This is a genomic window from Psychroserpens ponticola (genome assembly GCF_023556315.2).
GTDB classification, from domain to species: domain Bacteria; phylum Bacteroidota; class Bacteroidia; order Flavobacteriales; family Flavobacteriaceae; genus Psychroserpens; species Psychroserpens ponticola.
In genome coordinates this window covers 695,491-716,679 of record NZ_CP116221.1, presented here as the reverse complement: position 1 = coordinate 716,679, position 21,189 = coordinate 695,491, and the positions used below count along the sequence as shown (strand labels likewise).

Genomic DNA, 21,189 nt, shown 5'->3' with positions numbered 1-21,189 from the left:
AAGTTGAATTCTATTTGTTTACCTAGAACATCTGAAAGCATTATTTTTACTTTATGAATACCTTATTTTAGTAGGTTAGGTATTTGGGGTAGAAACTTTTTTAGCTATTATTTTAGAGGGATTTAAAAATTTTGTTGTTAAAAAACGTTTCAGACAAAAAGAGGATTTATTCCTCTTTTTGTTGTTTTATAGAACGCTGTTATTTAACAAAACTTTTGAATAACCAATACCTAGGTTTTGTAAATTATACTCCAAACCTTGATTATGAAATTTATTACACTCCTCTGTTTTTGCTTTACATCAATTACATATTCTCAACCTAAAGACACTTATGTCATTCCTTTTTTAAAAGATATAGTCACTCAATTTCCGAATGTTAGAGATATCTCTTTAACTGCAAACGAGAATGAAGTCATTTTTTCGGCACAAAGTGTTATGGGAGATGTTTCAGCATTAGTACATGTTACAAAGAACAATACTGGCTGGTCAATTCCAGAAGTTCTTCCTTTTTCTGGACAATACTTTGATATTGAACCACATTTTTCAAGTGATGGACTCACATTATACTTTGTTTCGAATAGGCCTTTAGATGAAAAGTCTTCAGAATCTAAAGATTTTGACATTTGGTTTGTAAATCGAAATGATTCCAACTCTAAATGGTCTGAACCTCAAAATATAGGTGCTCCAATAAATACTGAAATGGATGAATTTTATCCAATAATCACAGATTCAAAAAACATATACTTTACACTTGACAACAAATCTTTGAAGAGAAAAGATGACATTTATATCAGTGAATATATAAATGGAAATTATACAACTCCAAAACCTTTAGGAAACACTATAAATAGTGAAGGCTACGAGTTTAATGCTTTTATAGCTCCAGATGAATCCTTTTTAATTTATTCATGTTATAATAGAAAAGATGGCTTTGGAAGTGGTGATCTTTATATCAGTTATAAAACAAATAACAATGAATGGAGTGAAGCCAAAAATATGGGTCCATCTGTAAACACTGATAAAATGGATTATTGCCCTTTTGTAGATATGAGTTCTAAAACTTTATACTTCACAAGTAAACGCAATTCGACACCTAAACAATTTAATGCAAAAATGACTATTGAAGAATTAAAAACTGTATTTAATACATATCAAAATGGACTTAGTAGATTGTATAAAATGCAAATTCTTGACTTAAAAACAAAAGAATAAAATTAAATCGCCTCTCAAGCCATTCTATAAATCTGTAGCATGTTGGTAAAGGATCTTTTAGAAATGATTTCGTTTCAGAATTATTTAAGAGGTAATTCTTTTTGAATAGAAATGAAGGTTTACGCTTGATTGATTTTAATACGCCTTTAAAACGCATATACTCAATCTCGTTAAATTGTGTATTCTCGATCTCGTTATTCATTGCCAATTGAATTGCTAAATCCGGGAAATTTATTCCAGCAAATTTAGATCCTTCAACACTTCCCCAAAAACGAGCGTTTATTTCAATAATTTTATAATCTTTAGTTTTCACATCGTATCGCAAATCAATATGAGCAACTCCAGACCAATTTAAGGCTTGCATGAGTTGTTTTATAACGGAAAGCAGTACATCATTTTTCAAAAATTCAAAACCTAATTGAGGTGCAAATGAACTATGCCCTTCTAAATTCCCTTTTTGTATGGTATGCGTAAGTACTTTTCCATTTAAACAAAGCACACTACAATCTATATCATAGCCATCGATAAATTCTTGAATGAATAAATCACTAAAATCAGAATGTTTATGAATATAACTATCCAACTTTTCTTGATTCTTAAATTTTAAGATACCATCACCTCCTTTTTCATGCAATGGCTTTAATAATACAGGAAATTGCAACTCAAGCAATTCATTTGAATAGGATTCAAAGCTTTTAAAATAACTGTATTTTGGATGTGGCAAATGTGCTTCATCTAAAAAGCGACTAAGCATATGTTTATTAATAGCTGTTTCAAAATCATTGATTTTCGGTAGAGGAATAACTTTTACAGATTTCGGTAAACGATCAGAATTAGTTATAAAAAATCTAATTTCATCTTCAGCTATAGGGACAATAATTGAAATGGTCTGATCTACAATTTCCTTAGAAATAATATTCAACCAATCATTATCTGTAGTTCTTTTATAATATTTATAATACGATGTATATTTTGAGAATCTTGTAGCTGTTCGTTTCTTATCTGACAACACAAAAAATTCGTACTCTGAACTTTGAGACAAGCAGTTTAAAACAGACAAAGCCCATGTGCTATTACCATCAGGAATTAAAACATGCAACTTTGAATTCATAAATTCGTAGAGAAATTAGTCCATTAATTTTGATAAATATAACTTTTTTTCAATAAAATGATTGACTTGCTTTTTTTTGCGCTTCAACGAATTCTAAAATCATATCATTAACTATCTCTGCAGCAGGTTTTATATCATGAATTAACCCAGCAATTTGTCCGATTTCTAATTCACCATCTTCAAGATCACCTTCAAACATGCCACGTTTTGCTCTAGCTCTTCCAAGATGAGCCTTTAATTCTTCAGTAGAAGTTCCCTTTTTATAGAGTTCTTGCAACTCATTGAAAAATTTATTTTTTATAAGCCTTACAGGTGCTAATTCTTTTAAAGTCAATTGTGTATCACCTTCTTTCGCATCTACAACAACCTTCTTAAAAGCCTGATGAGCAGAAGCTTCTTCACTTGCAACGAATCTACTTCCTACTTGTACAGCATCAGCCCCTAAAATCATAACGGCTAACATTGTAGTCCCAGTTGCGATTCCACCAGCTGCAATTAGTGGAATACTCAATTGTTCTTTCACCATTGGAATTAATGTAAGAGTCGTTGTTTCTTCTCTACCATTATGTCCACCTGCTTCAAAGCCTTCAGCAACAACAGCATCTACTCCAGCTTCTTGAGCTTTAAGAGCAAATTTCACACTACTTACCACATGAACAACAGTAATTCCTCTGTCTTTTAACCAAGTGGTCCAAGTCTTAGGATTTCCTGCAGAAGTAAATACGATTTTCACGTCTTCTTTCACAATGATATCCATAATCTCTTCGATGTTAGGATACAGCATCGGAACATTAACACCAAAAGGTTTATCAGTAGCATTTTTACATTTTTGAATGTGTTCTCTCAACACATCAGGATACATAGATCCTGCTCCAATTAAACCCAATGCTCCAGCGTTGCTAGCTGCCGAAGCTAATTTCCAACCACTATTCCAAATCATTCCAGCTTGAATTATTGGGTATTTAATGTTGAAAAGCTCAGTGATTTTATTTGCCATTTATGATTTTATAAGTTTGAATGTTTTGGATCCAATATTAGACTCAAAAGACATCATATAAACTCCTGAAGCCATTGAAGATAGATCTAATATAGATTCTGATTTTGTAATATTTTTCTCTAAAACGAGTTTTCCTAACATCGTATATATTTTCAAATTCGTTGGTTCAGAACTTGTTGGAATTTGAACATTAAGACTGTTTGAAACAGGATTTGGAAACACTTTAAAACGGACAAATTCTTCTTCAGAAAGTGACAAACCAATGTCAAGAGCTAATTCTAAATTTGGTATACCAAAACCTAAAAAGAAGTCAGGAGTATTATATTGTGATGCAGACATCCTTACATATTGTTTAATTTCTTCATTAGTAGCATCTGGCAAAGCTTGCCATAAGGACGCAATTCCTCCAGCCATAATTGGAGAACTAAACGAAGTTCCGCTATTGCTAATTATTTCATTACTTGAATTCACTACAGCTGCTGAAGCTCCACGAGCAACTACATCTGGTTTTTGAGTGGGTTGATTAGCATCACCTCTAGAACTAAAGGATGCATAATTCCCATCTGAATCGACAGCTCCAATACTTAAAACACCTGAAGCATCAGCTGGAGCACCAACAATTTGCCAATCACTATTACCAGAATTACCTGCAGAGTTTACAACAAGAATTCCTTTTTCGTTAGCAATATTTGCGCCTTTTGTAATAAAAGCGGTGGTACCATTCATATCACTTGGCATATAGCTATAGTTGTCATTATCAAATACGCGATAGCCTAAAGACGAATTTATTATATGTACACCAAGACTATCTGCACGTTCAGCAGCTTCAACCCAATAACTTTCTTCAACTGGCATTTCACCTGAAGAATCTTCAGTTCTAAACAAATAATAAGACGCATCTGGAGCAGTACCTACAAATTCATCTTGAATAAAACCAGCCATATCACTTAATACTCTTGTACCATGTTCGTTGCCATCATATTCGTAAACATTACTGTTTCGACTAACAAAATCATAGCCTCCTAATAAATCATCATTATCTCTTAAACGCTGAAAAGCATCGATAGTATCAACATTAGGAAAGCCTGCGTCTAAAACGGCAACGACAACACCTTCTCCTGTATAATCTGACAGATGTAAATGATCTACACCTATCATTTCTACTTGATTTAGAGTATTACCATAATCGAAATCGATAAGACTTTCTTCGATTTCAAATTTATTATTATTCAAAGCGATTCGTGATTCTGCATTAAGTTGTTTATTAGCAAAATCAATAGATTCAACAAAGTCTAAATCCATAAGATCACTAATATTGACTTCTTCTAATCCTATCACATACACAGCATTAAACCATTTTGATTTTGCCATGACTATAATTCCGGTTTCACTTTTAAGTTGCGTAATGTAATTTTCGTTAACAGGAACATCACGCTCATCAATAGGTATGTTCTTATCTGCTTTCCTATCGATTGCGTTTTGAGTTAAAATTAAGATTGGATTAGCTATTGAAGCAGCTACATTTTCTTTATCTGTAAGATAAACCCAAGCATGTTCTTGTGCAAAAGACAAGTATTGAAAAAGTAATATGCCTAAGAGTAATAGTTTTTTCATCTTGCAATTATTTGGGTAATTTTTACTGCAATTTAAGAAATAACTCCTGAACCTACTAATTCATCCTCTAAATACCAAGCTACAAATTGTCCTTCAGTAATTGCAGATTGAGGCGTTTCAAATTCAACAAAAAGTCCTTTATTCACTTTATAAATTGTTGCATTTTCAAGTGTTTGGCGATAACGAATTCTGGCTTTTATTGTCATAGATTCACCATCAGCAATCGTTAAATCTTCACGAACCCAATGCAATTCTTCATTAGTTACAAATAAGGTCGTTTTCAATAAACCTGGATGACTTTTACCTTGACCAGTATAAATCACATTTTGATTCACATCAGTTTCTATAACAAAAAGTGGTTCAATTGTGCCACCAACAGCGAGACCTTTTCGTTGTCCTTTTGTAAAATAATGAGCACCTTGATGTTTTCCAACAACTGATCCATCAGTTACAGAATACTCAATTCGCCTTGCAAAGCATTCTAATTCACCTTCTTTAGAATCAAATTTAGGAGTTTCTGAATGATACAACTCTGAATCTTTAGGAACCTCCACAATAACACCTTCTTTTGGTTTTAGTTTTTGCTGAAGAAATTCAGGCAATCTCACTTTTCCAATAAAACATAAACCTTGAGAATCTTTTTTATCTGCTGTAACCAAATCTAGTTTTGTAGCAATCTCTCTAACTTCTGGTTTTGTTAATTCACCTATTGGAAATAATGCTTTGGCTAATTGCTTTTGAGATAATTGGCATAAAAAATAAGATTGATCTTTATTAGTATCAGTACCAGCAAGCAATTGATAAACATCGCTTCCATCTTTTTCAATGATTCCTTTTCTACAATAATGACCAGTCGCCACGTAATCTGCTCCAAGATCGAGAGCTATTTTCATAAACACATCAAACTTGATTTCTCGATTACAAAGTACATCTGGATTTGGAGTTCTTCCTTTTTGATATTCGTCAAACATGTAATCTACAATACGTGCTTTGTATTGCTCACTTAAATCTACAGTTTGAAACGGAATGCCTAATTTATCTGCAACTAGCATCGCATCATTACTATCATCTAGCCAAGGACATTCGTCAGAAATGGTTACAGAATCGTCATGCCAGTTTTTCATAAACAAACCAATCACTTCATAACCTTGCTCTTGTAATAAGTAAGCAGCAACACTTGAATCTACACCTCCTGAAAGTCCAACTATAACTCTTTTCATCTGATATTTATTATTATTTTTTTTAAGGGCAAATGGAACATCTTATCATAACCTTTTACTTATTAAGTCATATGCTTAGATGTTTCATTTTACAAAATTAAGAAATAAAAATAGCAACGTAAACACCGTTGCTATTGTAAATGATTATATGGCAAATAACTTTTAACTATTGCTTTTTCGGATTCTTACTACGTCTTGTATGATCTTTCGATTCTTTAAGCTTTCCACCTTCGTAATAGTTCCAAATTTTATGTTTTCGTCCGTGTTGGTATTCGCCTTCAGCTAATATAATCCCATCAGCATCATAATACTTTGCCAAACCATGAAGTTCATCATTACTATATAATAAGTCTTTTATTAATGTGCCTCTTTCAGAATACCATTTAGAAATCCCTTCAAACTTTCCGTCTTTATAATTAACAATTTCAGCGGTCTTACCATTTGGATAATAAACAATCTTCTCTCCATCTAATTTACCCTGATCATTATAGGTTTCGGCAGACAATACTCCTGCAGATTTATTTTGATAATAGGTCCATTTCCCTGTATACAATCTACCATTCATTGTACCTTCACTAATCAGTTTTCCTCTTGAAGAAATAAACTTAACAGATGCCAAATTATTATTAGGATTAAACACTTTTACAGCACTCAAAACACTTTTCTTATTCTTTAACGTATAAAAATTAAACGTGTCTATTTCTTTGCCATGATCGAATTTCCCTTCATATCGCAACTGATCGGTTTTATCAAAATACTTCTCCCAAACACCATGACGCTTTCCGTCTTCATCAAGCTGGTTTACAGATCCTTGAGCATATAATACAATGCTAGACATTGTTAAAATAAACATAAAAAACAAGCGACTCATAATATTTTGTTTAATCATTTTGTAAATTTGTTAAACAAAATGATTTAGATTATTATACCTTAACATTAAAAACACAAAAAAATGAAAATTATTTCAAAAACATTAAAATTATTACCACTATTATTATTTGCACTTGTTTTACAAGCATGTAGTAGTGATGATGACAGTGGTACAACTACCATACCACAAGAATTAAACATCGTTGAAACGGCTCAAGCAACGCCAGTTTTATCAAGTTTAGTTACTGCAATCCAGGCTGCAGATGGAGATTTAGGAACATTACTTAGTGGAAATGGACCATTTACGGTTTTAGCACCAACAAACGACGCTTTTACAGCTTTTTTAAACGGAACACCTTTAGATCAAGTAGACACTGCTGTTTTAGAACAAATCTTAAGAAATCATGTAATCTCTGCCGATGTTAGTGCTGCAGGTTTAGTGTCACTTTCTGGTGCTGATGGAAAAGGATATACAAAAACTAATGCTGCAGGTGCAGGAGGAGAGAATTTAAGCTTATTATTTGATACTAGTAGTGCATTACCAAGATTTAATAATACCGCGAATGTAGTATCTGCTGATCTTGCAGATATATCTGCTTCAAATGGAACTGTACATGTTATTGATGCCGTATTAGGCTTACCAAATATTGTAGATCATGCATTAAATAACGACAATTTCACTTCTTTAACTGGAGCTTTGACATCTGAAAATTTAGTAACGACTTTACAAGGAGATGGTCCGTTTACTGTATTCGCACCAACTAATGATGCGTTTACTACATTTACAAATCCAAATGGCAATATATTATCAAACATTCTATTAAATCATGTGCTTGTTGGAACCACTGCTTTATCTTCAGGATTATCTTCTAGTTATGTTAGTACAGGAGCTACGAATGCAGATGGAGACGCTTTAAGTTTATATGTTAATGTTGGAGACAATGTTAAGTTAAACGGATCAACAATGGTTGTGGTAACTGATATTGTTGGAACAAATGGTGTTGTGCATGTAGTAGATAATGTTATTGATTTACCTACAATTGCAACTTTTGCTACAACAAATGATGCTCTAGAGAACTTAGTTTCAGCTTTACAATTAGCAGACACAGGTATGCCAACAGTACCATGGATTGAAACTGTTTCTGATAGTTCTGCTGGACCATATACTGTTTTTGCTCCAACAGACAATGCATTTGAAGATTTATTATTAGAATTAGATCCTACTGGAAATACTACTTTAGGTGATATTGACCCTACTACTGTAGATGCTGTATTATTAGTTCACGTTGTAAATGGAAATGTTCGTGCTGAAGATTTACAAAGTTTAATGGGAACTGTTCCAACATTAGGAGGAGATTTATCATTAGATATAAATACATTAACGCTTACAGATGCTTTAATGAGAGAGATTGGCATCATAGCTGAGCTAACAGATGTACAAGCTGTAAATGGCGTTGTTCATGTAGTAGATAGAGTAATTCGTCCTTAAGATATTCAACTCAAATTAATTAGTACTACAAATTAATTTGACAAGTTGATTAGTTGGTTGGTTGAAAGCGTTTCTAGAAATTCTAGGAGCGCTTTTTAATTGCTTTTTTCAAACAAAAAAGCCTATGATATTATCAAAGGCTTTTACTATTTATAATCTAAATATAAATTATTTTTTACGTTTTTGTTGTGCTTGTTTTTGTGCTTCAGCCTGCTCCATCATATCTGCCATTTTCTTCTGAAACTTATTCTGCTTTTTAGGCTTTTTCTTATTCACCTGAATCTGAGCATGAATCTTATCTTCATCCAAAATGTAATTCTTAATCACTAACATAATAGCAATACTAATCATATTAGAAATAAAGTAATACAAACTCAAACCTGAAGCATATTGATTAAAGAATACGAGCATTAGTATTGGTGAGAAATAAATCATATACTTCATCATTTTTCCCATATCTGGCATTCCTTCTTGAGTAGGTTGTGACGCCATTTGTTGACCAGTTGTCATTTTCATGTAAAAGAAAATTGCAATCGCAGCTAATATTGGAAATAAACTCACATGATCTCCATACATAGGAATACTAAATCCTGGAGGGAAATCATAAATAGAATCAAAAGATGATAAATCATCTGCCCAAAGGAAGCTCTTTTGTCTTAATGCAAATGCCGTTGGAAAGAACATAAATAATGCATAAAATACTGGCAATTGAATTAATCCTGGCAAACATCCTGCTAACGGACTTGCGCCTGCTTTGTTCTGAAGTGCCATCGTTTCCTGTTGTGCCTTCATTTTATTGTCTTTGTGCTTTTCCTTAATCGCTTCTAATTCTGGTTTTAAAACACGCATCTTAGCTTGTGACAAGAATTGCTTGTATTGAACAAATGACATCAAAAGTTTAATTAAAACGGTCATCACAATAATAGCAATACCATAAGGCAAGAACGAACTTAAGAATCCGAAAAGCGGAATAAATAAGTGCTTGTTAATCCATCCAAAAATTCCCCAACCAAATGGAATACTTTCTTCTAAATCATAATCATATTGTTTTAGGATTTTACTATCTGTTGGCCCAAAATATAATTGAAAATTATTATCAGCTTCACCACCTTTAAAAGCTAAAGGCAATTTTGAAGCATATTGTTTTGTAAAAATCGTATCAATGTGCTCATCTTTCACTAAATCTACTGATGAAATTGTTGCTTTTTTAAACGGCTCGTCTGCAACTAAAATAGAACTAAAAAAGTGTTGTCTGTAAGATAACCATCTTGCTTCTTCAATGAGTTCTTCATCATCACCAGCTTGAGCCAACTTACTAATTTTATCACCTTCATGCATGTAGGTTAATCGTGTGTAACGATTTTCGTAAGTGATACTTTGATCGTGACGATAGGTTTTTAATCTCCAATCTAAATTGATTTCCTGAGAACTATTAACAACAGAATTTAAACCTTGAGATACGATTGAAAAATCTATCATATAATCATCTGGTTTTAATTCGTAACGGTATTCTAGGAATTGACTCTCAGACACTTTAAGTTTCATAGAGACAACTGTGTTTTCTCCATTTTTTGTTACTGAAGACTGAAACGGTAAATCTTGAGTATTTAGAATACGATTATCTGCTGTTGGAAATTGAATATTAAAACTCTGATTTCCATTTTTAATCAAGTGAATAGGAATCGAATCATAGTCTACAAATTCTTTTAATCTAACTTCTGAAAGAAATCCACCTTTATTGTTAAACTTCAAAGCAAGAACATTTGTTTCAACTATTGTCTCATTATCTTTTGCTGTTGGCAACGTAGTTGCATAAGCGAAAGCACCTAACTTATTTTTTAAGTCAACAATCTTTAATGAATCGGTTGGTGACACATTAGAATAATCTTCTGCTGTGCTTACTACAGTATCTTCTGTAGTTTCAAGAGCTGCTTTTTTCTCAGCTTCAACTTGTTCTTGTTTTGCTTTTTCTTGTTCTGCTAATTCTTCAGGAGTTGGCTGATTTTGCCACATCATGAATATCAAGATTCCGAAAATAAGAACGAATCCTATGATGGAGTTTAAGTCAAATTTTTTTTCTTCCATATACATTTAAATTTCTCCAAAAAAAGGAGAGGACACTATTCAATTAACAAAAAGCTGTCCACTATTAGTTTTGTGCCATACTGACACTATTTTTATTGTTTTTGAAATTTAGAGCTGCTTTTACAAAAGCCACAAATAATGGATGTGGATTTGAAACTGTACTCTTATACTCTGGGTGATATTGCACACCAACAAACCAATTATGGTTAGGGATTTCTACAATTTCCACCAATCCAGTTTCCGGATTTATTCCTGTTGCTTTCATTCCAGCATCTTCAATTTTCTGCTTGAAATCATTATTAAATTCGTAACGATGCCTATGACGCTCTTCAATATTAGATGATTGATATACGTCTTTAGCAATACTTTCATCTAACAAAGTACAATCCCAAGCACCTAAACGCATGGTTCCACCTTTATCAGTAATGGCTTTCTGAGATTCCATTAAATTAATCACAGGATATGGAGTATTTTCATCCATTTCTGTAGAATTCGCATCTGCGAGTTTGAGTACATTTCTGGCATATTCAATGACTGCCATTTGCATGCCTAAACAAATTCCTAAAAACGGAATATTCTGCTCACGCACAACTCTAACGGCTTCAATTTTACCTTCAATACCTCGCTCTCCAAAGCCTGGAGCCACTAGCACAGCATCTAAATGTTTTAAAATTCCAGCTGCACTCTTTTCAGTTAAAGATTCAGAATGTATCGATTCAATTTTCACTTTCACTTCATTTTCTGCACCAGCATGAATAAAGGCTTCTAAAATAGATTTATACGAATCTTGTAGCTCTACATACTTTCCAATTAATCCAATAGTGACTTCACCTTTAGGATTTTTATGACGCGTTAAAAACTGATTCCAATGCGTTAAATCTGGTTGTGAACTATCAAGTGCTAATTTCTTTAAGACAACTGTATCTAAACCTTGTTCCAACATTAAATTTGGCACATCGTAAATGGTTGAAGCATCAATAGATTGAATAACTGCTTCTTGACGTACGTTGCAAAATTTAGCTAATTTCACTCGTAATTCTTCTGGTAATTCATGCTCTGTACGACATACCAGAATATCTGCCATCACTCCACTTTCCATTAAGGTTTTCACACTGTGTTGTGTTGGCTTGGTTTTTAATTCTCCAGCAGCAGACAAATAAGGCACTAAAGTTAAGTGAATCACAATCGCGTTGTTGTCACCTAAATCCCATTTTAATTGACGTACAGCTTCAATGTAAGGTAGCGACTCAATATCACCAACTGTCCCTCCAATTTCGGTAATGACAATATCGTAATCTCCTGTTTGACCTAGGATTTGCACACGATGTTTAATCTCGTCTGTAATATGAGGAATTACCTGAACCGTTTTTCCTAAAAACTCACCACGTCGTTCTTTTTCGATCACACTCTGATAGATACGACCTGTGGTTACATTATTAGACTGACTAGTAGGTACGTTTAAAAAACGTTCGTAGTGGCCAAGATCTAAATCGGTTTCTGCACCATCATCTGTGACATAGCATTCGCCATGTTCGTACGGATTTAAAGTTCCTGGATCGACGTTAATGTAAGGGTCTAATTTTTGAATGGTCGTCCTGTAACCTTGAGCCTGAAGCAGTTTTGCTAAAGAAGCAGCAATGATGCCTTTTCCAAGTGAGGACGTTACTCCTCCTGTTACAAAGATGTATTTAGTAGTTGTCATGTTGCGCTGTTAAACGCATGCAAAATTACAAAATAAAACGAGGAATTAGTGAATTGTTTTGGGTTTATTAGTTAAAATATGGCTGAAGATAATTTTAAAGGAAGACTGTGCAAAACTATTAATACAATAGTAGAACTACGTATTGACTTTATTGATAAAATAAACGAACTTAACTTTGGATATATATCATTAAAACGAGCTTTATATCCAGTTAGTTAAGCGCTACACTAATCCTCATCTAGGATACCGTTCCCGAATATCACGAATCAAATACTCCAAACCATTAAGTTTGAGTTCATACACTTGTAACAACATATCACCAAGTTTTCCTTTTGGGAAACCTTTGTTATGATACCAAACCACGTAATATTCTGGCAAGTCAATGAGGTATCTGCCTTCGTATTTACCAAAGGGCATTTTGGTGTGTGCGAGTTTGATTAGGAATTGTTTGTCAGGTTGGAGCATTAACTATATTATAAGTTACTAAAATAGTCTAAAAAGAGTTCTCGACTGCGCTCAAAGTGACAGTATTATTTATTATTAAAAAATCACTTGTTCTCAATACGATTCTAACACCTTAAAACTACTCGAACTGACAAATCATCACTACTCAGATTTATAAACCGCAAACTTCTGCAAGTTTTCAGCAACATAAGAAGTCCATTTGGCTTGTTCTTCTTTATTAATAGAATTTCGACTTTGCGAATCATATTGGTGTTGCATATCTGACAATTCTTTATTAACGGTTTTATGCACTTCGTTTAATTTGGTCTTTATGTTTTGAGAGGCTTCCAATTGTGCCAATCTGTAACGAAAAATACGTACATGTAATTCGGTAATATCAAAATGAAGCTGTTCGTGTGCTAAAATATAATCATTGCATCTGTCCTTAATAAACCACGAACTTTCAGGATAAAAATGCGCAAACACTTCAGCATCAAAACCAGTAATGCGATCATCTGTTTTTCTTACAGCATATGAAAATGTAATTCCGGAAGCAGTAACAGCTGCGGCATCAGAGCTAGTGTCTTTTGGGCCTTTAAAATCTGCCCATGATAATTTGTTAGACTCATTCCAAGAAATGGTGTCCTCATTTTTAGCTGAGCTATTTAAACACAATGCGAGAATTAAAAAAAATCGAGTAAGCATACCTTCTAGTTAAGTGCAATGGCTAAACACAAAACGCTACAGTAATGCTATTATTGTTTTGCTTCAACAATTGTTAGGTCTTCATACTTTACAATGTATACCGCTTCGTTGTAATAACCACCAAACATCTTTTTTGAATATCTGAATTTGTTCTCAACATATTCAGTTTCAATATCACTAGTTGAAGCTTCATATAAATCATCTCCTGAAGCCAAACGCAATAGCAAATCTAAGGTTAAATCGAAACCACGAACGGCATATTTGTTCGGACTCACATTATAGGTATTCATGTATTTTTTGACAAAGTTATCTCGTGATCCTACGGAAATTGTCTTATTTACAGAAGGATAATGAAACTCTAAATTAGACAAGTGGTAGTTAGAGATCTCTTTACCTTCAAAAGCTTTATTTTTATTGGTCGTCATTAAAACGATTTTCTGATCGTCCATATTTAAACCATTAATCATACTAATCACATTAGATGCAAAGCCTTCATTATCGGTTTCTAAAAACACGATATTCGTTCCTGTTTGAAACACATTTTCTAAATCTTGTTGATATATAAAATAGGCTTCTTTTCCTTTTTTATCTTTTCTAGAATGGATTTGTTTCGCTGAAGGAAACTCACCTTTCAGCTTATCACTAATGGCTTTATGTTTTGAATCTGAAATAATTACCATATGCCTAGGAAAGGAATCTTTCTTGATATAATTGATTATAGCTTGCTCTAATAATTCGTCTGTTGGAATGGTTTGAAATACATTCGAGTGCAAATTTTTTGGCATTGTTAAAGGTGATACCACTGGAATATGATCACTTTTTAATTTTGAAGCAACACGCTCTAAATTTGCTGGCATTAATGGTCCAATAACAGCGTCGTACTCTGAAAAATCGTTAGCATCTAATATACTCGAAATCTCAGCGATTTGATTTCTTGTATCCAAAACTTTTAAATTTGTAGAAATACCTAATTGTTTTGCAGAATCTAAAGCCATCAATACACCAGAATGAAAATCTAATGACACAGATAATAAGCCATTGGCACGAATCATCTTTTTAGCTTCTTGAACAGAATCGACATCAACTTTATTTAAGCTAAAAGGCAACATTAAAGCAATACGCTTTGCTCTTAAATTTTTAAGATTAGCAGATAAATTTGTATTCGCAACATCTCTAAGTGTATTTGTGGTTTCGATATTTCCAGGTACTTTTAAAACCATTCCTAATTTCAATCCGCCTTCTTTAAGTCCAGGGTTTAAGGCTTCTAATTCCTCTTGCGTCACACCGAGTTTACGATTTAAAGCCATAAAACCTTCACTCTTTAAAACTGTATAATAGTTGAATTCTTCATCAACTGCTTTCTCTTCGTTGTTACTAATATTAGGAACGTTTAGTTCGTCTCCAGGCTGTAACACTTCATTCATATTTGGATTTAATTCTTCTAAATCTGGAACTGTAATTCCGAATTTATAAGCCACTCTCCATTTGCCTTCTTTAGGCTGAACTTTATACTTTTTTATCGTATTATTTAACTTTACTTTATTGACAATTTTCTTAAAACGTGGAATCTGTAGTTTGTCGCCTTTTCTAATATTCTTAGAATACAATGCTGTGTTGTATTTTTTGATGTCTTCAACTTCAATACCATATTTTTGAGAAATACTAAAGAGCGTTTCTTTCCGTCTCACCTTATGAGTTTTATAACCAATAAGCTCAGTCGTTTCTTCGGGAATCTCTTCATTTTTCACACGAGATCTTGGAATAATCAAAACCGTATTTGGTTTCAAATCCTTTTTCACATCAGGATTAAGTGCTAAAATATCGAAAGGAGTCACTAAGTATTGCTTAGCAATTTTTTCAATAGTTTCGCCTTCTTTGACTTTGTGTGTTTTGTAATCTTGAGCCGTTACAGAAAAACTGCAAAGCAAAATAACAATGATGATTAATTTTTTTTTCATTCGAAAAATATATTTATATGTAGAATGTGTATTCTTTTGAAACAAATTCAGCGCATTAGTCACAAAATTTATTCCCATTCAATAGTTGCTGGTGGTTTTGAGCTAATATCATATACTACTCTATTAACGCCTTTCACCTTATTTATTATCTCGTTAGAGGTTTTTTGTAAAAATTCATATGGAAGATTTACCCAATCTGCTGTCATTCCATCTGTACTTTCAACAGCTCTTAAAGCGACGCATTTTTCGTAGGTTCTTTCGTCTCCCATAACACCGACACTATTTACAGGTAATAAAATTGCACCTGCTTGCCAAACTTTATCATATAAATTCCAAGATTTCAAGTTATTAATAAAAACAGCATCAACCTCTTGTAATATACGTACTTTCTCTAGAGTTAGATCACCAAGAATACGAATTGCAAGTCCTGGACCAGGAAATGGATGACGACCTAATAGTTGTGCATCCATATTCATAGAAGCACCAACACGTCTAACCTCATCTTTAAATAATGTTTTTAGTGGTTCGACTATTTTCAGTTTCATAAAATCTGGTAAACCTCCAACATTATGATGACTTTTAATCGTAGCACTTGGTCCTCCAGTTGCCGAAACACTTTCGATTACATCTGGATAAATGGTACCTTGTGCTAACCATTTCACATCTTGAATACGATGCGCTTCATCATCAAAAACCTCAATGAACACACGACCTATCGTCTTTCTTTTTTCTTCAGGATCGCTCTTACCAGCCAAAGCATCCAAAAAGCGTGCCGAAGCATCAACTCCTTTTACATTGAATCCCATGCCTTCGTATTGATGCAATACATCTTCAAATTCATTTTTACGAAGCAATCCGTTATTAACGAAGATGCAATATAAATTTTCGCCAATGGCTTTGTGCAATAACATTGCAGCTACTGAAGAATCTACACCTCCAGATAAGCCTAAAACGACTTTATCGTTACCTATTTCAGCTTTAAGACTTTCAACTGTTTCTTCAACGAAGGATTGTGGTGTCCAATCTTGTGCTACTTTAGCAATTTTAATTAAGAAATTACTTAGCAATTGGTGACCATCAGTTGTATGATATACTTCTGGATGAAACTGAATTGCATAGGTGTTTTCGCCTTCAATTTTATAAGCTGCATTTTCAACATCGCTTGTACTTGCTAACAAAACACCTCCTGTTGGCAGTTCTTTTATAGTATCACTGTGGCTCATCCAAACTTGACTGCCTTCATGTATGTTTTCAAAGAATGCTTCATCAGATTTTACAAAATCTAAATTTGCTCTACCATATTCTCTTGTATTTGATTCGGCAACTTTTCCACCAGAAAAATGTGCCAAATATTGCGCACCATAACAAACGGCTAACATTGGTTTTTTTCCACGAATATCTTGCAAGTCTGGGTGCAATACATCTTTTCCTCTTACAGAGTTTGGGCTACCTGATAAAATAACCGCTTTAAAGGAGTCTGAATCGTTGGGTATTTTGTTGAATGGGTGAATTTCGCAGTAGATGTTTAACTCTCTCACACGACGCGCAATAAGCTGAGTGTATTGCGAACCGAAATCTAAAATAAGGACTTTGTTGTGTTGCATGTACAAAAGTAATCAATTGCCATTTTTTGACAACCTTTAATTTATAAATTTTAATAAGTTTTCTTCAGAAAAAACATCATATAATCTCTTCAAAACTTATTGTATTATTTAAGCCATCGTATCTAAAATCATTAAAATATCTTCTTCACTAGTATCTGGATTGATAAAACAAAATCTTGAAACCGTTTCATAAATATCTCCATTTTTCCACTTTGTTGGTGTTACTAAGGCAAATCCTTTATCGTGATTATCATAGGTCCAATTTGTATATTCTTGAGGCTTCCATCCTTTTCTTCTGAATATGACACAAGATAAACTTGGTTCTCTCACCAATTCAACATTAGGATTTTCCTCGATCATTTTACCAGCTATTTGAGCTAATTCGATACCACGCTCAACAGCTTCTTTGTAACGATCTGTTCCATGAGTAGCCAATGAAAACCATAAAGGCAAACCTCTAACACGTCTCGTTAGCTGTATTTGGTAATCTGTAGGATTAAATCCATGAGCGCCTTCATCCTTAAAAATATCTAGATAAGAGCCTTGTTGTGAATGTGCATTTTTTGCAAGCTCTGGACGTTTATAAATTACAGCGCCACAATCGTAAGGAGAAAACATCCATTTATGAGGATCGATAGTGATACTGTCGGCTTTTTCTATTCCGTTGAATAGATGACGAACAGAATCGGCAACCAATGCTCCACCACCATAAGCAGCATCAACGTGGAACCAGAGTTTCTCTCTCTCACAAACCTCAGCAATACCAGTTAAATCATCAATAATTCCAGCGTTGGTAGTTCCTCCAGTAGCTACGACTGCAAAAAGACGTTTTCTCTGATGGAAATTTAAATTATCAATTGTGTTCCTTAGATTAACTCCTGTTAATTTCTCTTCAGAATCTACTAACAAGATGTCTACATCTGCCACTTTCGCCATCGCTTTAATAGACGAATGCGCTCCAATAGATGTAATAATTAATCCTTTTTCTCTTTTATAAGTATCATCTTCTCGCCAATGCTCTCTGGCAGTTACAATTGCTGACAAATTAGCAGCTGTTCCACCACTTGTAAAGACGCCAAAAGCACCTTCTGGCAAACCTGTTAATGAAACAATCCATTTCATGGCTTCGTTTTCACAGAAAATGCCACCAGCACCTTCCATCCAATAAGCGCCATGAATACTAGACACAGACGTCACCAAATCAAACATAATAGCTGCTCTTGTAGGAGCTGCAGGAACAAACGCTAAATTACGTGGATGATCAACAGGAACATTAGCTTTTGCTAGATGCTCTTTCCATAATTGAAACGCATTTTCGCCACCAATCCCTTTTTGGGTGATTGTTTCACCAACCAAAGCTTTTAATGCTTCAGCTTTTTGTGGCTTTCCTATTTTTTGTTTTGTATGTGAAATTCGACCGATAGCATATTTCATGACATCCATAGTCATTTCAATAAGTTCAAAATCTATTTTATGCATAACTTACTGTTCTAATATTTAATTAGCTCTTGAGCCATATCTTTTTGTAAATCTTCCGCTTTTTGAGCTGCAGCTTGAGCAAAATCTCCTCTATTTGAAGCATATATAATTCCTCGAGACGAATTGACTAACAATCCTACATTTGAGCTCATTCCATATTTACAAACGTCTTGCAAGTTTCCACCTTGAGCTCCAACACCTGGAACCAATAAAAATGCTTCTGGAATAATATTTCTGATGTCGGCAAAATATTCCGCTTTAGTAGCTCCAACTACGTACATTAAGTTTTCTGAATTCTCCCAAGTTTTAGAGGTTTCTAATACTTGCTTATACAATTCCTTTTGATTGACGCTTAATGTTTGAAAATCGAAAGCTCCAGCATTAGATGTTAGCGCTAACAAAATGGTGTGTTTGTTTTTGAATTCTAAAAAAGGCTCTACAGAATCTTTTCCCATATAAGGTGCGACTGTTACACTATCAAACTCTAAATCTTCAAGAAATGCTTTTGCGTACATGCGACTTGTATTACCAATATCACCACGTTTAGCATCTGCAATTGTAAAGATTTCAGGATGTTTTACATTGAGGTACATGATGGTTTTTTCTAGAGCTTTCCAACCTTTCAATCCGTAAGCTTCATAAAATGCTGTGTTAGGTTTATAAGCCACACACAGGTGGTGCGTTGCATCGATAATGGCTTTATTAAATGCAAAAATTGGATCTTCTTCGGTTAATAAATGTTTTGGGATTTTATTAAGGTCAACATCTAATCCTATGCAAAGGAAAGATTTCTTTTTTCGAATTTGTTCGGTGAGTTGTTGCGTTGTCATTAAAATTGAAATAGTAAAGTTCCTTTTATATTTTTTTCATCTACAAATCCTTTATAACGAGAATCCAAAGAATTATCCCTATTATCTCCAACAAATAAATACTTACCTTCAGGAATGGTGATTGGTCCAAAATTATTTATAGTCCAAGAAGGATTATTTTCAGTTTTTAGTTCATTCGATAAATCTTCAACTGAATTTAATAGTTCAAACGGTAATTTGAGTTTAGAAGCATAATCTTCATCTAAAGTTACATGTATATATGCTTCGTCTTCCTTAAACAATAATATTGACTCATCATTTAAAGCTGCTTTTTGAATAACAGAAATATCATCAGAACTTTTAAACCTGTACATTCTTCTTAAATTTATAGTTTTATCGACATTAACACCATTGACATAGAATTCACCATCTTTACATTGCACTACATCATTAGGCAATGCGATAATTCTTTGTATAATAGTTATATTCCCAAAATATTCATCGTATGTATTGTAATAGGCAAAATCTAATCTTTTTGGCGACATTAAATTAGTTCCAATAAAATTAGAATTCATCTTTAAATTAGGTTCTGTTCCTGCAGAAGCAATATCAAAAAACCGAATTACTCCACTAATTCTAGCAATACCAAATAGTATTAAAATTCCTATAAGAACATAAAGTAATTTCTTTTTCATCTTAAGAATAAAAAAAGCCTCAAAAAGAGGCTTAGTGTTAAATATGTTCGTCGCTTGCTTTTAGCTTTTCAGTATTTTCAGCAAGTTGTAATTCGTCAATAATTTTTTGGATATCTCCATTTACAATATTAGACAGATCGTATAAAGTCAAGCCAATTCTGTGATCTGTAACTCGACCTTGAGAATAGTTATACGTTCTAATCTTAGCACTTCGATCTCCAGAACTCACCATACTTCCACGTTTTTCGGCATCAGCAGCATTCTTTTTAGCCAATTCCATTTCATATAAACGCGAACGTAATACTTTAAAGGCTTTCTCTTTATTTTTGTGTTGTGATTTTTGATCTTGACATTGCGCAACCAATCCTGTTGGCTCATGCGTTAATCGTACAGCAGAATAGGTTGTGTTTACCGACTGACCACCTGGACCAGAAGAACAGAAGAAGTCAACACGAACATCTTTAGGATTTATTTCTACATCAAACTCTTCAGCCTCTGGAAACACCATACAGGTAGCTGCACTTGTATGCACTCGACCTTGCGTTTCAGTTTGTGGTACACGTTGTACACGATGCACACCAGCTTCAAATTTTAAAGTTCCGTAAACATCTTCTCCATTTACTTCAAATTGGATTTCTTTAAATCCACCATTTGTTCCTTCACTATAATCTACAACATCGACTTTCCAGCCTCTGCCTTCACAATATTTGGTATACATTCTGAATAAATCACCTGCAAAGATACTCGCTTCATCACCACCAGTTCCAGCACGCAATTCTACAACAGCATTTTTAGAATCTTCAGGATCTTTCGGAATTAGTAAGAATTTAATATCATCTTCCAATTGAGGAATACCTGTTTTGGCTTCATCGTATTGCATTTTAGCCATGTCGACCATTTCTGCATCACTTCCATCAGCAATGATTTCTTCAGCTTCTTTAAGATTATCTGTTAATTCGATATACGCTTCACGTTTATCCATTAACAACCTTAAGTCTTTATACTCTTTATTAAGTTGAACATAGCGCTTTTGATCTGTAATAATATCTGGCTGAATGATTAAATCACTCACCTCATCAAAGCGTTGTTTTATGATCTGTAATTTCTCTAACATCTATCTCTTAAAATTGTGTTTCAAAAATACAATATTTTATGGATTATTAGTCGTTGATGAATTGTTAACAACTAAGAAAAA

General features: G+C 33.6%; 17 protein-coding genes. 2 read left to right on the top strand and 15 right to left on the bottom strand.

From position 1 onward, the window contains the following. Nucleotides 1-264: 264 nt before the first annotated feature. Nucleotides 265-1,212, top strand: coding sequence for a TolB-like translocation protein (locus tag MUN68_RS03105; RefSeq protein ID WP_249995257.1), 948 nt, complete (start codon nucleotides 265-267; stop codon nucleotides 1,210-1,212). On the opposite strand, the gene MUN68_RS03100 is transcribed toward MUN68_RS03105, so the two are convergent. The 5 genes from MUN68_RS03100 to MUN68_RS03080 form a co-directional block, all read right to left on the bottom strand. Further along, the gene (locus MUN68_RS03100) at nucleotides 1,163-2,323 is read right to left on the bottom strand and encodes an ATP-grasp domain-containing protein (RefSeq protein ID WP_249995256.1); all 1,161 of its coding nucleotides are present in this window, start codon (nucleotides 2,321-2,323) and stop codon (nucleotides 1,163-1,165) included. The genes MUN68_RS03105 and MUN68_RS03100 overlap by 50 nt on opposite strands. A gap of 49 nt (nucleotides 2,324-2,372) precedes the next feature. Further along, a complete protein-coding gene (locus tag MUN68_RS03095; RefSeq protein ID WP_249995255.1) occupies nucleotides 2,373-3,320 on the bottom strand; it encodes an NAD(P)H-dependent flavin oxidoreductase in 948 nt (315 codons plus the stop codon). Further along, nucleotides 3,321-4,934: a S8 family serine peptidase gene (locus MUN68_RS03090; protein WP_249995254.1), complete on the bottom strand. Its 1,614-nt coding sequence runs from the start codon at nucleotides 4,932-4,934 to the stop codon at nucleotides 3,321-3,323. 32 nt (nucleotides 4,935-4,966) lie between these two features. Next, nucleotides 4,967-6,154: a tRNA 2-thiouridine(34) synthase MnmA gene (mnmA, locus tag MUN68_RS03085; RefSeq protein WP_249995253.1), complete on the bottom strand. Its 1,188-nt coding sequence runs from the start codon at nucleotides 6,152-6,154 to the stop codon at nucleotides 4,967-4,969. Between the two features lie 166 nt (nucleotides 6,155-6,320). Next, nucleotides 6,321-7,043: a toxin-antitoxin system YwqK family antitoxin gene (locus MUN68_RS03080; protein ID WP_249995252.1), complete on the bottom strand. Its 723-nt coding sequence runs from the start codon at nucleotides 7,041-7,043 to the stop codon at nucleotides 6,321-6,323. Between the two features lie 63 nt (nucleotides 7,044-7,106). Here MUN68_RS03080 and MUN68_RS03075 point away from each other — a divergent pair, with 63 nt between their 5' ends. Then, on the top strand, nucleotides 7,107-8,513 hold the full coding sequence (locus MUN68_RS03075; RefSeq protein ID WP_249995251.1) for a fasciclin domain-containing protein: 1,407 nt from the start codon (nucleotides 7,107-7,109) through the stop codon (nucleotides 8,511-8,513). A 168-nt stretch (nucleotides 8,514-8,681) separates the two neighbouring features. On the opposite strand, the gene yidC is transcribed toward MUN68_RS03075, so the two are convergent. From yidC to prfA, 10 genes are all read right to left on the bottom strand, one after another. Then, a complete protein-coding gene (gene yidC, locus MUN68_RS03070; RefSeq protein ID WP_249995250.1) occupies nucleotides 8,682-10,598 on the bottom strand; it encodes a membrane protein insertase YidC in 1,917 nt (638 codons plus the stop codon). A 64-nt stretch (nucleotides 10,599-10,662) separates the two neighbouring features. Next, the gene (locus tag MUN68_RS03065) at nucleotides 10,663-12,300 is read right to left on the bottom strand and encodes a CTP synthase (protein ID WP_249995249.1); all 1,638 of its coding nucleotides are present in this window, start codon (nucleotides 12,298-12,300) and stop codon (nucleotides 10,663-10,665) included. A gap of 234 nt (nucleotides 12,301-12,534) precedes the next feature. Then, nucleotides 12,535-12,765 carry a DUF3820 family protein gene (locus tag MUN68_RS03060; RefSeq protein ID WP_249995248.1) on the bottom strand — a complete coding sequence of 77 codons (231 nt, stop codon included), beginning with the start codon at nucleotides 12,763-12,765 and terminating at the stop codon, nucleotides 12,535-12,537. Between the two features lie 141 nt (nucleotides 12,766-12,906). Then, on the bottom strand, nucleotides 12,907-13,449 hold the full coding sequence (locus tag MUN68_RS03055; RefSeq protein WP_249995247.1) for a DUF922 domain-containing protein: 543 nt from the start codon (nucleotides 13,447-13,449) through the stop codon (nucleotides 12,907-12,909). A gap of 50 nt (nucleotides 13,450-13,499) precedes the next feature. Beyond that, a complete protein-coding gene (locus tag MUN68_RS03050; RefSeq protein ID WP_249995246.1) occupies nucleotides 13,500-15,407 on the bottom strand; it encodes a LysM peptidoglycan-binding domain-containing protein in 1,908 nt (635 codons plus the stop codon). A 68-nt stretch (nucleotides 15,408-15,475) separates the two neighbouring features. Next, nucleotides 15,476-17,011 (bottom strand): glutamine-hydrolyzing GMP synthase, encoded by a 1,536-nt coding sequence (guaA, locus tag MUN68_RS03045; protein WP_249995245.1) that lies wholly within the window; start codon nucleotides 17,009-17,011, stop codon nucleotides 15,476-15,478. A 108-nt stretch (nucleotides 17,012-17,119) separates the two neighbouring features. Then, nucleotides 17,120-18,490 (bottom strand): pyridoxal phosphate-dependent decarboxylase family protein, encoded by a 1,371-nt coding sequence (locus MUN68_RS03040; RefSeq protein WP_249995244.1) that lies wholly within the window; start codon nucleotides 18,488-18,490, stop codon nucleotides 17,120-17,122. Between the two features lie 11 nt (nucleotides 18,491-18,501). Next, a complete protein-coding gene (pyrF, locus tag MUN68_RS03035; RefSeq protein ID WP_249995243.1) occupies nucleotides 18,502-19,320 on the bottom strand; it encodes an orotidine-5'-phosphate decarboxylase in 819 nt (272 codons plus the stop codon). Then, nucleotides 19,320-19,994 carry a signal peptidase I gene (gene lepB / locus MUN68_RS03030; RefSeq protein WP_249995242.1) on the bottom strand — a complete coding sequence of 225 codons (675 nt, stop codon included), beginning with the start codon at nucleotides 19,992-19,994 and terminating at the stop codon, nucleotides 19,320-19,322. Before lepB ends, pyrF begins: the two co-directional genes overlap by 1 nt. Nucleotides 19,995-20,031: 37 nt before the next feature. Further along, nucleotides 20,032-21,108 (bottom strand): peptide chain release factor 1, encoded by a 1,077-nt coding sequence (gene prfA, locus MUN68_RS03025; protein WP_249995241.1) that lies wholly within the window; start codon nucleotides 21,106-21,108, stop codon nucleotides 20,032-20,034. Nucleotides 21,109-21,189: the final 81 nt, after the last annotated feature.